At 59.3% G+C, this 15,705-nt stretch carries 15 protein-coding genes; 9 read left to right on the forward strand and 6 right to left on the reverse strand.

The window, feature by feature from the left end:
* The first annotated feature begins 81 nt into the window (after nt 1-81).
* Both rnr and rlmB read left to right on the forward strand, forming a co-directional pair.
* Nucleotides 82-2,535 (forward strand): ribonuclease R, encoded by a 2,454-nt coding sequence (gene rnr / locus F1529_RS03875; RefSeq protein ID WP_007148487.1) that lies wholly within the window; start codon nt 82-84, stop codon nt 2,533-2,535.
* Between the two features lie 140 nt (nt 2,536-2,675).
* Entirely contained in the window at nt 2,676-3,425 is a 750-nt protein-coding gene (rlmB, locus tag F1529_RS03880) for a 23S rRNA (guanosine(2251)-2'-O)-methyltransferase RlmB (protein ID WP_155132266.1), read from the forward strand.
* Here the strand turns inward: rlmB and F1529_RS03885 are convergent.
* Nucleotides 3,413-4,009 carry a hypothetical protein gene (locus tag F1529_RS03885; RefSeq protein WP_155132268.1) on the reverse strand — a complete coding sequence of 199 codons (597 nt, stop codon included), beginning with the start codon at nt 4,007-4,009 and terminating at the stop codon, nt 3,413-3,415. The two genes, rlmB and F1529_RS03885, sit on opposite strands and share 13 nt — an antisense overlap.
* Nucleotides 4,010-4,011: 2 nt before the next feature.
* The gene (locus tag F1529_RS03890; RefSeq protein ID WP_007149655.1) at nt 4,012-4,716 is read right to left on the reverse strand and encodes a hypothetical protein; all 705 of its coding nucleotides are present in this window, start codon (nt 4,714-4,716) and stop codon (nt 4,012-4,014) included.
* 296 nt (nt 4,717-5,012) lie between these two features.
* Here F1529_RS03890 and rpsF point away from each other — a divergent pair, with 296 nt between their 5' ends.
* The 7 genes from rpsF (at nt 5,013) to radA (ending at nt 10,924) form a co-directional block, all read left to right on the forward strand.
* Nucleotides 5,013-5,354, forward strand: coding sequence for a 30S ribosomal protein S6 (rpsF, locus tag F1529_RS03895; RefSeq protein WP_007151551.1), 342 nt, complete (start codon nt 5,013-5,015; stop codon nt 5,352-5,354).
* A 2-nt stretch (nt 5,355-5,356) separates the two neighbouring features.
* On the forward strand, nt 5,357-5,665 hold the full coding sequence (priB, locus tag F1529_RS03900) for a primosomal replication protein N (protein WP_039926398.1): 309 nt from the start codon (nt 5,357-5,359) through the stop codon (nt 5,663-5,665).
* A 22-nt stretch (nt 5,666-5,687) separates the two neighbouring features.
* Complete coding sequence (gene rpsR, locus F1529_RS03905; RefSeq protein WP_007148676.1) at nt 5,688-5,918, forward strand: 30S ribosomal protein S18; 231 nt, start codon at nt 5,688-5,690, stop codon at nt 5,916-5,918.
* A 15-nt stretch (nt 5,919-5,933) separates the two neighbouring features.
* Nucleotides 5,934-6,386 carry a 50S ribosomal protein L9 gene (gene rplI / locus F1529_RS03910; RefSeq protein WP_007148535.1) on the forward strand — a complete coding sequence of 151 codons (453 nt, stop codon included), beginning with the start codon at nt 5,934-5,936 and terminating at the stop codon, nt 6,384-6,386.
* Nucleotides 6,387-6,677: 291 nt separating this feature from the next.
* Nucleotides 6,678-8,072 (forward strand): replicative DNA helicase, encoded by a 1,395-nt coding sequence (dnaB, locus tag F1529_RS03915; protein ID WP_007150454.1) that lies wholly within the window; start codon nt 6,678-6,680, stop codon nt 8,070-8,072.
* Nucleotides 8,073-8,221: 149 nt separating this feature from the next.
* A complete protein-coding gene (alr, locus tag F1529_RS03920) occupies nt 8,222-9,283 on the forward strand; it encodes an alanine racemase (RefSeq protein WP_155132270.1) in 1,062 nt (353 codons plus the stop codon).
* Nucleotides 9,284-9,556: 273 nt separating this feature from the next.
* On the forward strand, nt 9,557-10,924 hold the full coding sequence (radA, locus tag F1529_RS03925; RefSeq protein WP_039926396.1) for a DNA repair protein RadA: 1,368 nt from the start codon (nt 9,557-9,559) through the stop codon (nt 10,922-10,924).
* A 139-nt stretch (nt 10,925-11,063) separates the two neighbouring features.
* Here radA and F1529_RS03930 read toward each other — a convergent pair whose 3' ends face one another.
* From F1529_RS03930 to F1529_RS03945, 4 genes are all read right to left on the reverse strand, one after another.
* Complete coding sequence (locus F1529_RS03930; RefSeq protein WP_155132272.1) at nt 11,064-11,510, reverse strand: hypothetical protein; 447 nt, start codon at nt 11,508-11,510, stop codon at nt 11,064-11,066.
* A 27-nt stretch (nt 11,511-11,537) separates the two neighbouring features.
* Entirely contained in the window at nt 11,538-12,323 is a 786-nt protein-coding gene (locus F1529_RS03935) for a DUF547 domain-containing protein (RefSeq protein ID WP_155132274.1), read from the reverse strand.
* Nucleotides 12,324-12,381: 58 nt separating this feature from the next.
* Complete coding sequence (locus tag F1529_RS03940) at nt 12,382-13,512, reverse strand: PepSY domain-containing protein (RefSeq protein WP_155132276.1); 1,131 nt, start codon at nt 13,510-13,512, stop codon at nt 12,382-12,384.
* 65 nt (nt 13,513-13,577) lie between these two features.
* Nucleotides 13,578-15,695 carry a TonB-dependent receptor gene (locus tag F1529_RS03945; protein WP_370456947.1) on the reverse strand — a complete coding sequence of 706 codons (2,118 nt, stop codon included), beginning with the start codon at nt 15,693-15,695 and terminating at the stop codon, nt 13,578-13,580.
* Between the last annotated feature and the right edge of the window lie 10 nt (nt 15,696-15,705).

Raw genomic sequence — 15,705 nt, forward strand, 5'->3', positions numbered from 1 at the left:
TTATTAGCCGTTCATCGCGAAAGCGGGTGCATTCTAGTATATGATGGGCCAATGTCAAATTCCTTTTCGAAAAAATCTTCGATGACCTCAAAAAAACGCTATAGCGATCCCCATGCCGACCGAGAGGCGGAAAAATACGAGAACCCTGTTCCCAGCCGGGAGCTGATTCTGGATGTGCTCAATGATCAGGGTAAACCCCTGTCGTTTGAGCTGCTGGCTCAGCTGCTGGAAGTGGATGAAGAGGGGGAAGTCGGGCTTGATCGCCGTATCAAGGCCATGCTCCGTGATGCCCAGCTGGTTCAGAACCGCAACGGCAAGGTTGGCGTGGTGTCCAAGATGGACCTGATCGCTGGCCGGGTGCAGGGCCATAAAGATGGCTTTGGCTTCCTTATTCCGGACGACAAGACCCAGGGTGACCTGTTTCTCGCCCCCCGGCAGATGGAAAACGTCATGGACGGCGACCGGGTGCTGGTCAGCAATGCCGGCTATAACCGCTTCGGCAAGAAAGAGGCCCGCATCGTCGAAATCACCGAGCGCGTGGCCACGGAAGTGGTGGGTCGCTATTCCCGCGAAGCCGGGATCAGCTTTATCGAGCCGGAAAACCGCCGGATCACCAAAGAAGTCCTGATCGAGGACAAGAACGGCATCAAGCCCAACCCGGGCGATCATGTCCGTGCCACTATTACCCAGTACCCCAGCCGCGACCACCATGTACTGGTGCGTCTGGAAGAGATTATTGCCACCCCGGATGAAGCCGGGATGGAAGTGGAGGTGGCGCTGCGCCGCTTCGAGATTCCCCATGTCTGGCCGGAAGGCGTCGAAGCCGCCGCCGAAAAATTCGGTGACAAGGTGCCCCATAAGCCCAAGGCCCACCGGGTGGATCTGCGTGATCTGCCGTTGGTTACCATCGATGATGAAACCGCTCGTGATTTCGACGATGCGGTCTATGTAGAGCGTCGCCCCCGCGGTGGCTGGCGTTTGATCGTGGCCATCGCCGATGTGAGCCATTATGTGCAGCCTGGCACCGAGCTGGACCAGGAGGCGGCCAAGCGCGGCAATTCCGTGTATTTCCCCAATCGGGTGATCCCGATGCTGCCGGAGGCGCTGTCCAACGGGTTATGTTCCCTGAACCCCCATGTGGACCGCCTGTGCCTGTACTGTGACATGAAGATTTCCGCCAACGGTCGCCTCACCCGGTTTATTTTCCGTGAAGGGGTGATGCGCTCGCGGCACCGTCTGACCTACAACAAGGTCGGCGCGATCATCGAAGAGCCGGAGTCCGAACTGGCCCAGGACACCGTGGCCAGCCTGGACGATGAGTCCCTGGACATGATCTGGTCGTTCCACGAAATGTTCCTGGCCCTGCGCCGTCGTCGTGCAGAGCGCGGTGCCATCGATTTCGATAGCGATGACACCCGTATTATTTACGACGAGAACAAGAAGATCGAAGCCATCGTGCCGGTACAGCGCAATGTGGCGCATATCATGATCGAGGAGGCCATGCTGGCCGCCAACATCTGTTCTGCCAAATTGCTGGAAAAAGCCGGTGTGCCGGCGCTTTACCGGAACCACGAGCCGCCCAAGGAAGAGCGCCTGAGCAAGTTGCAGCAGTTCCTGGGTGGGCTGGGCTTGAGTATCGCCTGGTCGGAAGGGGCGGCGCCAAAGCCTTATGTCTTCCAGGACTTGCGCGAAGAGATTCTGGAGCGCCCGGATCGCAACGTGATCCAGACAATGATGTTGCGCACCATGAGCCAGGCCAAGTACGAGGCCGAGAACAAAGGCCACTTTGGTCTGGCCTACAAGGCGTACACCCATTTCACCTCGCCGATCCGTCGTTATCCCGATTTGCTGGTGCACCGGGCTATCCGGTTCCTGATCCGCAGTAACGGCGAGCCGAATCACGTGGATAATCCGGGGGATTTGCCGGAGATTCCACGCCAGAAAATCCTGCCTTACAGCCAGGCGGACATGGTGGCGATTGGTGAGCAGTGCTCCATGACCGAGCGCCGCGCGGATGAAGCGACCCGCGATGTGGTGTCCTGGCTCAAATGTCAGTTCATGGAGGCGCATCTGGGGCAGGTGTTTGAGGGCACCATCAGTGGCGTGGCCAGTTTCGGGTTGTTTGTACAGCTCAATGACCTGCACATCGATGGCCTGGTGCATGTGGCCAATCTGGACAGCGATTACTACCACTTTGATGAAGTAAGCCTGACCCTGACCGGTGAAAGCAGTGGTCGTCAGTTTGGTTTGGGTGATGCTGTCACGGTCTGCGTGGCGGCGGTGCACACCGAAGACCGCAAGATTGACCTGCAGCTGGAATCGTTTACCCCCAGCGGTAAAGGTCGCCCCAAAGCCGGCAGCAAGAAAAAGCCGTCTGGCAGAGGCCGGGGCGGGCGCTCGGGGAGTGCCGCAAAGGCAGACTCGGGCACGTCCGAGCGGGAAAAGCTGGCCAAGGGTGATATTCCCAAACCCAAGGCCAAGCGCAAGGGGCCGCCCCGCGGCAAGAAAGCCGCGCGCCGTAGCAAAAAAAGCTAGCCCGCAGGAACGGCGCTTGAGCCGCGAATGGGTTGTCTTGATGGCAATGATTCGCCGCTTAAGCGCCGTTCCTGTGTTTTGATTCCACCTCCACTGCGCATTGCGTGTTTGCGTGATGCGTCCAGCGTGCAGGCGTCGTTATGAATAAACCCCTGATGTATTCCGGCTTTCACGCGGTGGAGGCCTTGTTGCGGCATCGCCCGGAGGCGGTGCTGGAACTGTTTGTGCAAGACACCCGGGTGGACCGGGATGACCCGCGCCTTGCCGCCATGATCCAGGCGGCAAAGGACTTTGGGATTGCCGTGCAACGGGCTCGCCGCGAGGTGCTGGAAAAGCATGCCGGGCCACAGCACCAGGGCATTGTAGCGCGGGCGCGCCCGCGCCGGCCGGCGGACGAGAGTGCGCTGCTGCAGTGGCTGGACGGCAAGCCGGCCAGCCCGCTGTTGCTGATTCTGGAAAATGTCACCGACCCGCATAACCTGGGTGCCTGCCTGCGTAGTGCGGATGCAGCCGGGGTTCAGGCGGTGATCGTGCCGCGCCGCAATGCGGCAGGGCTGACCCCGGTGGCGTGTCGCACCGCGGTGGGCGCGGCGGAGAGCCTGGCCTATTACGAAATCGGTAATCTGGCCAGTTTGCTGGATCAGTTGCGTGATCGCGGCGTGTGGGTGGTGGGCACGGCACTGGAAGAGCGAAGTGAGTCCTTGTTTACCTTTCAGCCACCGGAATCACTGGCAATTGTAATGGGGGCCGAGGGGAGTGGGCTGAAACGTCTGACCCGTGACAAGTGCGACCAGCTGCTGGAAATCCCCATGGCCGGTGAGGTGCAGAGCCTCAATGTGTCGGTGGCCACGGGTGTGATGTTGTTTCAGGTCAGGGCTCAGCGTAGCTGAGAATGGCTGACGAAATGCTGCCGGTTGAGTTCCGGGGGCGGCAGGTTTGCCCGGCTGGCGGCCATTTCCCGTTGTAGCCGGGTATTCTCCTCCAGTAGTTCCTCAGGAATCTCTTCTTTGGCCGGGTCTGCCGGCACGGGGCGTTCGCCGGTCAATACCTTTTCTGACAGCTGTTGTTGCGGCAATGGCGGCAGCGGAAAACTCAGGTGGGTGGTGCGGTCGTAGCGAATGGGTTCCTGGTAGTTCGGTTGTTTGTAGCCCTGCGCATTGTGCAGGGCGGTATCCAGGTCTTCCGGGCCGGTAACATGGTGCCAGTTTGGCTGTGGCGCTGGTGCAGGAGGGGCAATGGACTCCCCCCGAGCCAGTTTGGCCTCCAGTTCGCTTTTGTGGCGTTGCCAGGCGAGCAGGTCGGTCACGAACCGGTCCTGGCGCGTGTAGTCGCGAATTTCCGGCCTCGGCCCCAGCGCGCGGGCCAGCGCCTCCTGCGGCGACTCCACCTCCTGGGCGCCCAGCGCTTGCCCGTTCAGGGCCAGCATCATGACACTGATCAGCATAATGGGGGTATGCAGCACGCGCCCGGTCATGGCTACCTCAACCTCCCCTCCACGGTGCCCTCTATAAGGAAGGCTTCGCCGGTGTTATCCAGATACAGGAGCAGATTGCCGCTGCGATACACGCCGCTGAACTGCTGCTGGGTGTTGGCAATAAACGCCGCGCGGCTGGCCTGGCGCTCCTGCTTGGGAAGCAGCTCATAACTGAACTGGACCTCTTGCTGCTGTGCTTCGCCGCCATCGTTGATGCCGTCGAGCTGCATGCCGACAATGGTCATGGGCAGGAACAGTGGTGTGTCAGAGCCTGCGTTCGCCAGCAGGGTACGGATGCGTTCGCTGGCCAGGGAGTCGCCGCCGAGAGGGGGCAGCACAAAGCTTTTCGAGGTGGATCGGTTATACCAGGTGCGATTGCGCTGGTAATCGATCTGCTCAAATTTACCGGTGCGTGCCAGGGCGCTGGACAGGGTCTCCGGTTCGTCAATGACGGTCGGGTCGCTGCTGGCCATGGGCTGGGGCAGGTAGTCGTCGGGGCAGGCGTTGCGGTGGGCCGCCTGGTCTCGCTGGGCCTGCTTGTATTTCATGATCTGCAGCAGGAAATTGCTGTAATCCGGGTAGTCTTCCAGTAGCGGTTTGTCCGGCACCGCCACCGGGCTGCCACAGGGGGACGGTGGCTCCTGGGCGTGAACTGGAGTCAGCAATAAAAAACCGCACAGGCCGGTGGCCAGGGCTCGGATGTACATTGTCGTATCCCATTGTTGTTGTTTTCCCCTGTCTTTTCAGGGGCTTGGGGTTAACGACGCTTTTTGTAAGCGTTTGTAGCGTTTTGTTTTATTTGAGCATACGTCCGTCGCCGGCAGATGGCAATGGATATGCCTTGAGGTTGCCCCCTGCAATGGGATAGAATCGCGCGCTTCCTGCGTCTCCCCCGGTTTTTCGGGGCGGGGATGCAGGTCTCCTTGCTTCACCGTGCGTTGATCATGATCACGGCGGGAAGCTGAATTGGCGTCGTGAGGCGTCGCAACCGTAAGGAGCTAACATGCGTCATTACGAAGTTGTGTTCCTGGTTCACCCGGACCAGAGCGAACAGGTCTCTGCCATGGTCGAGCGCTACAGCGCGATCGTGACCGATGGCAAAGGCACTATCCACCGTGTTGAAGATTGGGGCCGTCGTCAGCTGGCTTACCCGATCAACAAGATCCACAAAGCTCACTATGTGATGCTGAACATCGAATGTGACGGCGAGACCCTGGGCGAGCTGGAAAACACTTTCCGCTTTAACGATGCCGTAATCCGTCACCTCGTAATTCGTCGCGACAACGCCGTAACCGAGCCGTCGCCGCTGGCGAAACACGACGAGAAGGAAGGGGCTGCCAGCTAATTTTGGAAAGCAACCACTGTGAACTCACTGGTGTGATCGTCACCTTGGAAAAGGTGGCCCTGACTCCAGCCGGAGTGCCCCGTCAGCGAGTCTGGCTGGAACATCGCTCCCGGCAACTGGAAGACGGACATCCCCGTGAAGTCCAGGCCCGCATCGCCGTGATTCTGGCGGGTGGGATGACCCAACAGGCCCAGGGCCTGAAAGAGGGTCAGCGAATCAAGGTAACCGGATGCCTCAGTCGCGCCGGTTACAAGGGAGACGCCCGGGACCGTTTGCAATTGCTTGCCCAAACGCTGCAAAGCCTTAACTAAGGATTCGACAGGAGATTATCCAATGGCCCGTTTTTATCGCCGCCGCAAGTTCTGCCGCTTTACCGCGGAAGGTGTTGAGTACATCGATTACAAGGATCTCGACACCCTGAAAGCCTACATCACCGAGACTGGCAAGATCGTGCCCAGCCGTATTACCGGCACCAAGGCACGCTACCAGCGTCAGCTGGCCTCTGCTATCAAGCAGGCTCGCTTCCTGGCGCTGCTGCCGTACTCTGACAGCCACGACAATTAAGCCGAGGGGACCATCATGCAAGTGATCCTGCTGGAAACGATCAAGAACCTGGGCGATTTGGGCGCAGTTGTAGACGTACGTTCCGGTTACGGCCGTAACTTCCTGATCCCGCAAGGCAAAGCGCTGCCTGCCACCAAAGCCAACCTGGCGGAAGTGGAACAGCGTCGTGCCGAGCTGGAAAAGCACGCTGCAGAGCAGCTGGGTGCTGCCCAGGAACGTGCCGAGAAGCTGAACGAAGCCGCAGTTTCCATCGCCGCCAAAGCGGGCGACGAAGGCAAGCTGTTCGGTTCTGTGGGTACCCGCGACATCGCGGAAGCCATTTCCTCTTCCACTGGCGTGGACGTGGAAAAAGCAGAAGTGAAGCTGCCCCACGGTGCACTGCGCACCACCGGTGAGTTCGAAATCGACCTGGCGTTGCACGCCGAGGTAACTGTGACCATCAAACTGGCTGTGGTTCCTGCCGAGTAATCGACAGAACTGACAACCGGTTTGCCCCTGCGGGGGCGCGGTGACAGAATCAGGGCATTGTCCGAAACCTGTTTTCAGGTGGGGGCAGTGCCCTTTTTTGTTGAAGGGCAGTGCAAAGTTGAAAGTTTAAAGTTGAAACGCGAGTGGAGCCGGTGTGTTCTTGGCGGTACAAGGCCGCGACTACAGCGTTGTCGCGGCTTATAGAATCTAGCGATGGGTACATGCCTGGATCGCGTTTCAACGTTAAACTTTGGTCTTTCAACTCTATTTTCCCAACACGTTGGCTTATCCATGAATGAACCCATGTCGCTGGACAAACACCTGCCTGAGAACCTGCGTATTCCTCCCAATTCGGTGGAGGCGGAGCAGGCGGTACTGGGCGGTTTGCTACTCAATAACAGCGCCTGGGATGATGTGGCCGAGCGAGTGGGCGCGCGGGATTTCTACCGCAAGGAGCACCGCCTGATTTTCGACGTGATTGCCCAACTGGTGGAAGAGGAAAACCCCAGTGACTTGGTCACCGTCTCCCAGGCGCTCAATAACCTGGGGCAGCTCGAATCCATCGGCGGTATGACCTATCTGTCGGAGCTGGCCCGAAATACCCCCAGTGCGGCCAACATTACCGCCTATTCGGATATCGTCCGTGAGCGCAGCATCCTGCGGCAGTTGATCAATGTGTCGCACAAGGTGGCGGATAGCGCTTTTAATACCGAAGGGCGTAAATCCCTGGAAATTCTCGATGAGGCCGAGTCCTCCATCTTCGAGATTGCCGAGCAGCAGAAGAAAGGCGATGGCCCCCAGAACATCAAGTCGGTGTTGAAAAAGGCGGTGGACCGCATTGATGAGCTGTACAAAACCAAGAGCTCGCTTACCGGCCTGACCTCCGGCTTTGAAGAGCTGGACAAAATGACCGGTGGCTTGCAGCCCGCCGACATGATCGTGGTCGCCGGCCGTCCCTCCATGGGTAAGACCACCTTCGCCATGAACCTGTGCGAAAACGTGGCGATCAAGAGCAACAAGCCAGTGCTGGTGTTCTCCATGGAGATGCCGGCGGAATCCATCGTCATGCGGATGCTCTCCTCGCTGGGGCGCATCAATCAGGGCGCCATCCGTTCCGGTAACCTGGAAAAGGATGACTGGCCGCGTATCACCTCTGCCATTCACATGCTTAGTGAGCAGCGCTTCTTTATCGACGACACGCCGGCATTAAGCCCGCTGGAAATGCGTGCCCGTGCCCGCCGGGTGGCCCGCGAATGTGGCGGCGAACTGGGGCTGATCATGGTCGATTACCTGCAGCTGATGCAGGTGCCGGGGGTGGAAAACCGGGTCAACGAAATCTCGGAAATTTCCCGCTCCCTGAAAGGGATCGCCAAGGAGCTGAATTGTCCGGTGCTGGCCCTGTCGCAGTTGAACCGTTCCCTGGAACAACGGCCCAACAAGCGCCCGGTGATGTCGGATCTGCGTGAATCCGGGGCGATTGAGCAGGATGCGGATTTGATCGTCTTCCTGTACCGGGACGAGGTGTACAACAAGGACAGCAATGAGCGCGGTGTGGCCGAAATCATTATCGGCAAGCAACGTAATGGTCCTATCGGCACCGTGCGGCTGGCCTTCCGCGGCGAGTTCACCCGCTTCGATGACCTGGCGCCGGAATACTATGCCCAGCTGGCGGCAGGGGATGAATAGTGATGCAGCACGCTTCACGCAACATGCAACACGCAAGCGCACCTGAATAGGTAAAAGCCGAGCATGGGTATCCAGGTATTTTCGTTAACGCAGCCTGCTTTATTTTTTGCGTGGCTGCGTGATACGTGCAAGCGTGGGAGCCTGCTCTAATGCGAGGCACCCGAGTCGAAATTCGCCCTTCTGCGCTGGCTCATAATGCGCGTCTGGCCCGGCACCTGGCTGATGGGGCTGAGGTGTTTGCCATGGTCAAGGCCAACGGCTACGGGCATGGCCTGTTGCGGGCGGCGCAGGCCATGCACGACAACGTGTCGGGCCTGGGGGTGGCGCTGGTGGAAGAGGCGCGTGCGCTGCGAGAACACGGCATGACCTTGCCGATTCTTGTCGCAGAAGGCTTCTTCGATGCCGAAGAGCTGAAGGAGGCGGAGCGGCTATCCCTTGAAGTGGTCGTGCACTCGCAGTGGCAGGTGGAATTGCTGCTGGCTAGCCCCTGCCCGGTTCGCATCTGGTTGAAAGTGAACACGGGCATGAACCGTCTTGGTTTTCGCCCGGACGCGGCCCTGCAGGCAGCGGCGCAATTGCGGGCAGGGGGGATGGCACCGGTGGGGGTCATGAGCCATTTTGCCTGTGCGGATGTGAGCCAGGATCGTTATTCCGAGAAACAGTTGCTGATCGCCGGGCAGATAGCGGAGCAGCTGATGTTGCCGTTGTCGGCGGCCAACTCGGCAGCGCTGTTGCGTTACCCTCAGACCCGCGCGCAGCGAGTGCGCCCCGGCATCATGCTGTACGGCTCGTCTCCTTTCGACTGGCAAACGGCTAGCGAGCTGGGCCTGGCGGTCAGCCACCGGTTTACCGCCCGTGTAATTGCCATTAATGCGGTGGAGGCAGGTGAAAGTGTAGGCTACGGCGCAACCTGGACCGCAGCTGAACCCTGTCAGGTCGGTGTGGTGGCCGTGGGCTATGGCGATGGTTACCCGCGCCATGCCCCCAGTGGCACACCGGTGGCCGTGAACGGGAATATCACGGAATTGGTGGGCCGCGTTTCCATGGATATGCTTACCGTTGACGTGACGGGGCTGGATGCCAGTGTGGGCGACGAAGTGGAGCTGTGGGGCGACGTGGTGGATGTGGATGACGTGGCCCGTGCCTGCGGCACTATCAGTTATGAATTATTCTGCCAGATCACCGGTCGACCGGAACGCGTCATCGTCTGATTCGACGTCGCTGTAGGAGCGCCACTTGAGGCGCGAACAAAACAGTTACGAGTTGCGAGAAGCGAGTTTCGAAAACCAAACCTATCAGGCCCGGCAGGTTCCGGTTGTGCTTTTCGCTACTCGAAACTCGTTACTCGTTAACGCTCGTATTCGCACCTCATGAGGTGTTATTCGCTGCGCTCACCCCTTTGGGGCCGCGCTCCGTGCGTTACTCCGCTGCGCTACGTTCCTACAGCGGCTCCGTAGCTACGTCTTCACAAGAAGGAATTGTTTGTGGCCAAGAAAAAAATCGCGTTTGTATGCACGGATTGCGGAGCGGATTTTCCCAAATGGCAAGGGCAGTGCCCGGCATGCAATGCCTGGAATACCCTGCAGGAATTTGTCCACGACCCCGCCACGCCATCGTCCAAAGGGGCGGGCAGCCGCGGCGGTTTTTCCGGGCAACTGTCAGAAGTGCAGAACCTCAACGATATTGTGCTGGAAGAAACGCCACGCATCAGTTCCGGCATGGGCGAGCTGGATCGCGTGCTGGGGGGTGGGCTGGTGCCCGGCTCGGCCATTCTGATCGGTGGGCACCCCGGCGCGGGCAAATCTACCTTGTTATTGCAGACACTGTGCAAACTCTCGGACAGCCAAAGCTGCCTGTATATCACCGGTGAGGAATCCCTGTCCCAGGTGGCCATGCGCGCCGATCGTTTGAAGCTTCCCAAGGAAAAACTGCGCCTGGCGGCGGAAACGGATGTGGAGCAGATTCTGGAACTGGCACGCAAGGAAATGCCGCGCGTGTTGGTGGTGGATTCCATTCAGGTGATGTTTCTCGCGGCGTTGCAGTCAGCGCCGGGCAGTGTGGCTCAGGTGCGCGAATGTGCGGCAGCCCTGACCCGCTTTGCCAAACAGACCGGCACCGTGCTGCTGCTGGTGGGGCACGTTACCAAGGATGGCACCCTGGCAGGCCCCAAGGTGCTCGAGCATATGATCGATTGCTCATTGATGCTGGAAGGCTCCACGGATTCCCGTTTTCGCACCCTGCGCGGCCTGAAAAACCGTTTCGGGGCGGTGAATGAGCTGGGAGTGTTCGCCATGACTGGCGAGGGCCTGAAAGAAGTGAAGAACCCGTCTGCCATTTTCCTGAATCGGGCTGATGAGATTGCCTCGGGCTCGCTGGTTACCGTGGTCTGGGAAGGCACAAGGCCGTTGCTGGTGGAGTTGCAGGCATTGGTGGATGCCTCCCATTTTGGTAACCCCAGGCGTATCTGTGTGGGCCTGGAAGGGAATCGGCTGGCCATGCTGCTGGCGGTGCTGCACCGTCATGGTGGTATCCAGGTGGGCGACCAGGATGTGTTCATGAACGTGGTCGGCGGGGTGAAAGTCACCGAAACCGCCGCGGACCTAGCCCAGGTGCTGGCTATTGTGTCCAGCTTCCGGGACCGGGCGCTGGAGCGTGAGCTGGTGGTGTTCGGTGAGGTGGGGCTATCCGGTGAAATACGTCCCGTCCCTCAAGGGCAGGAGCGGCTCTATGAAGCGGTGAAGCACGGCTTCAAAAAAGCCATCGTTCCCAAGGCGAACCTGCCAAGAAAACTGCCCGATGGGGTGGAAATTATCGGCGTGAGCAATGTGGCTGAGGCGCTGGAGTACCTGTAATCAGTTGATAGTGGACAGTTGGCAGCTCGCGAACTGAGCGTTGTCGTTGTTTTAGATGGTTGAGGCCGCGTCCAGAGTCTCGGCGCGGGATTAAACACCTGATGAAATGACGGCGCTACACCCGCGCCGCTGTCCACTGTCAACTGTGATCCGGGTGGAGGGTCAGGCGATCGCCCTGGGCCCAGCACCAGGCATCGACCACGTCGAAGAACAGGCTGATGGCGTTGACCATGAATACCGCAAGGGTAAAACCCCACAGTGCCGGTGTCAGATGATCCTCGCCCCAGCGCCCCGCCAGTTGCCCCAGCAAAGCGATTTCCAGTGGAATCCAGGCCAGCAGATGCACCAGTGACATGTCCTTGTTCATGCCACGGTGGTGCCACATCAGGGGCAGGTTCACGGCGAGAACCAGCAGCAGGGCCAGCGCGATGGCCTGGCCAGAGAAGGTATCCAGCAACAGCAGACTGGCCCCGTTGAGGGGCATCAGAATCAGGGCGACCCAGCCCTGCAGCCAGCGTGGCAGGTTGCGAAACGACAGCCAGATGCTGTGCAGGCGGTGTGTGGTGATTGCGTGATAGGCGTCCATGCCTTGTCCCTCCTGGCGTTGGTTGGGTTACTGGGAGTTCAGTGACCAGTCATAGGGTAAAAACTGCACCTCCAGGTCCCCGTCGTCCAGTGCCTTTTGGCGATTGGCGGGTATGCCCAGCGTGTCCGAGTATTGCAGAAGGTAATGGGACAGGCTGCCGGCGGCGCCTTCAAAATCGTCTTCATACCAGTCGAAAATCTTCGAGACTTCCAGGGCATCCTGTTCGCTGTTGTAGCGGTTACGTTGTTTATCGCTGAGAAATTGCGTCGTGCTTTCCTCCAGCTGGGCCTCCAGCTGCTCACCGGTGTAGGCGGTGGCGCGCAGGGCAGGGCAGCCGATGGAGGCGCAGTTCACAGCGAAATGAATACGCGGGTCCATCAGGTCTGGATTGTCACGAATCATTTCATGTTCCAGTTCATCCAGCGTCCGGGGCTCTCCCAATAAGGAAAAGAATGCCTTGTCCCAGGGGCCGGAAAAGAGACTGCCAATATCGCGAATGGAATCAGGCTGATTTTCACGAAGGATCAGTTCAACGGTAAAGGCGTTGTAGGCGTTGATCAGAAATGCCAGTTTTTCATCGCGGCTGAAGGCGTTGAACTCACCTTGAGTGACCGCCGTTAGGCTGTCCAGATACGACTGCAGGGCCTCATGGTTCTCGGCAATCCCGTCATAATCCACTGCCGTGGCAACGCCGCCGCGCTGCGGTTGCACATGTTGCTGAAGCAATGTGTTCCAGCGGCTGTGGTCAAACGCCATGACCTGGCTGCTTAGCAGAAGCAGGCTGATCACCAGTGCGGATATCCATTGACGCATGTGAGGCTCCTTGTGGTCTTCAGCGTTCAGTTAAGCATGGAAGGGTGGCAACAGGGCGTCAATGTGCCTGTTGCCGTGCCAGCTTGCGGCGTTGTGCCTGCAGGCGAAGCTGGCGTTTTTGCCACCACATGTAGGTGCCGGTGATAAAGAACAGCAGGGGCGTCAGGCCGCTGATCAGGACGATGATGCGCCCCGGCATGCCCAGGGCATCACCATTGTGGAGCGGGAATTGCCAGGTCATGAACTGGCTTCCGGCGGCCACATTGGGGGCGTCCCATACCGCCAGTACCTCGCCGCTGTACTGGTCTACCCAGATACGGCTGGCGCCGTAATGCTGCCAGGGTTCTCCGTCCCGGTTGAACGCCAGCGAATAACTGCCGGTTTCACTGCGGGGGAAATCGAGGCGAATCAGCGGTGCCTGAGGGAAAACGGTGCGGGCAATATCCAGTGATTGCTGCGGGGTAATAGAGGGCGTGCCCGGGCTGTCCGGTAGCGTTGACGAAGGCGAGGGGCGTTTTTCCAGCGGGAGCACGGCATCCACCAGTGCCGCCACCTGGGTCGGGAATATCAGGGTGACCCCGGAAAAGGCGACCACCAGCAGTACCGGGAGAAAATAGATGCCGATGACCTGGTGCAGGTCAAAGTGTAATCGGTAGGTGCCGCCGCCCCGTTTAATGGTCAGGTTGCGACGCCACTTTCCCTTGCGTTTGCCGGTGGGCCACCACAGGTAAACGCCGGTCAGACAGAAACCGAGCAAGCACAGGCCAAGCACGCCAACCACAATCTCGCCAATTTCGCCGGACAACAGGGTGTAATGCAGGCTGTAGATCCAGGTCATCAGGTAGTCGCCCCAGGTGCGAATAGCAAGGACCTCGCCGGTATAGGGAGAGACGCTGACCTGAATCGGGCCGGGTTCTCCCGGCGGGGCAAAGAAACGTAGGGTGTGCGGGCTGCCTGAATCCTGCGCCGGTTCGAGACGCAAGGCCTTTCGGCCCAGCTCCGCCTCGGCGCTGGCAACGATATCGTTGAAGGGAAGCGTCTCGCTGCCCTCGGTCATCAGTTGCGGATTGAGCGACTCATCCAGGCCCTCGTGGAAGACCAGCAAACTGCCGCTAAGGCCGATAACCACCAGCAGCAGCCCGGTGATCAGGCCTGTGTATTTGTGCAGGGTGAACAGGGTGTTGCGCATGCAGGTGTGGATCCTTATACAAAACGGGCAGCCATAGGCTGCCCGTAATGAAACGGCGGTGACGTTCAGAAGTCCAGACTATATCCCAGAGTGTAGGTGCGACCACGGCCCTTGAAGTTGTACTCGTCACTCACGCGGGCGGCCTGGGAGTAGTAGGTGAAGTAGTCTTCATCCGTCAGGTTCTCAATGCCCAGATCCAGTTTACCCGCGGGTAGCTTGTAGCTGACCATGGCGTCGACCAGGCTGTAGCCGTCAAAGTCCAGGTCCGGGTCATCAAAGCCGCGGCTGAAGAAGTGGCTGACTTGCAGGTAGGATGAGACGGTGCGGCTCCAGCTGGCATTCCAGCTCATCTGTACCGTGTCGGGCGCAATGGTCAGGCCGCTCAGTTCGGTATCGACAACGCCGTTGCCATCGGTGTCGGATTCGCCGTCCTCGTGGGAGTAGGACAGTTTGACGCGGTGGGCGTCGTTAATCTGCATGTGTCCGGACAGTTCCACGCCCTGGATCTCGGTTTTCTCCCGGCTGCCTTCGAAGGTGCCCGTGGCACTGTTGAACGTGAGGCGCTCGCCCAGATCCGAGTTGGACTCGTAGTAGCTCACTTCAAAGCCGTAGCGTGCCCAGTTGAAACGCCCGCCGATTTCCCGGTTGTCGGTGACGATGGGCTGCAGCTGCAGGAGAGTGTCTACGTCCTGGCCGGGGGTGTTGATGCCGCGCAAGACCCGGCCCACATCGGGCATACCAAACCCTTCCGAGTAGCTGCCGTAGAGCTGCGCCCAGTTGGTGAGCTGGTATACCAGCCCGGCGTTGTAGAGCGTTTCGCTGAAGTCCGGGCTGCCGCCTTCCACAACCACGTTGTCATTGACCACGTTGGCCCGATCGATGGTGGAGTAAGTGTCCACTTTCAGTTTGGCTTTTTCATAGCGGGCACCGGCATTCAGGTTGAGCTTGTCGGTGAGCTTGAAGCGGCCTTGCAGGAAGGGGGCGTAGTTGCGGTACTGGGTTTCCGGTACGTAGGTGCGACCGGTGTGCACCAGATCCTGATTGGTTTCATCCTGCAGCAGATCCAGGCCGGTGGTAATCCCCAGGCGATTGTTGAGCAGGCCGTTACGGGTCAGGGTAAATTTGGCACCGACCTTGTCGGATTCGTTACGGGTCTGGTCGAGCTGACTATTACCGGCACTGTCCACGTAGGGGAAGAACGGGGTGGTGGCAAACTGGGCCCGGAATTGCTGGCCGTACACTTGCACGTCCGCCTTGTTGCCGAACCAGTCTGCATGGCTGTAGGAGAAGCTGGCGGTGGTGACCTTGTTGAAGCCCGGGTCGCCTACCGGGTCGCCCGGGCGGGCGCGGGTGGGGATGCCTTCATCCCGGTCACCCGGCACCGGAACATAATCCCCTTCACCTTCCAGTTCGAAGTGGTTGAGCATCAGTTCGATGTTCTGGTTATCGTCGATCCAGTAGCCGACCCGGCCCATTACGTCATAGCTGGTAGAGTTCTGCAGTTCGCCGGGGTAGGCGATGCCGACAAGCTGGTCGTCACCATCATAAAAAACGCCACGCTTTTGCTGGCTGATGGCGCCGAGGTAATCCCAGTCGCCTTTCTGGCCACTGATGCTGTAGTCCACCTTGTGGCCCTGGCCATCGGAATCAAAATCATCGTCGGAAGTCAGGCTGACGGAGGCTTCCTGATTGATGGTGCCGGTGTCGGCGCGGCGGGTAATGTAATTGATGATACCGCCGGTGGCGCCCAGCCCGTGCTCGGCACTGGCACCATAAATCACTTCGATGCGCTCCACCATGGACAGGTCAATGGTATAGCTGTCCCGTGCGCTATCGCGTAGCGGGTTGCTCTGGGGGACGCCGTCAATCATGAATAGCGGCGAACGACCACGGAAGCTTTCGCCGGCATTGGAGAGCTTCTGGCGGCTGGGCGAATAAGAGGGAATCAGGTTGCTGAGTACCTGGCCGGGGTCATTGCTGATGGCCAGTTGTTCTTCAATTTCTTCGCGGCTGATGATGAGAACTTTCTGCGGAGTCTCATCAACGGTGGAGTGAGCACGGGTGGCCGACACGGTAATCTGGCCCAGCTCATGGGCGCCAGCGGCTTCTTCGGCCAGGGCCAATGGGGAACACGAAAGGGACAATAACGATACGGGCAAGCCATAACGGCAAAAGCGGAGCACGGCGCTCTCC

Source organism: Alcanivorax sp. VBW004 (genome assembly GCF_009718865.1).
Lineage (GTDB): Bacteria > Pseudomonadota > Gammaproteobacteria > Pseudomonadales > Alcanivoracaceae > Alcanivorax.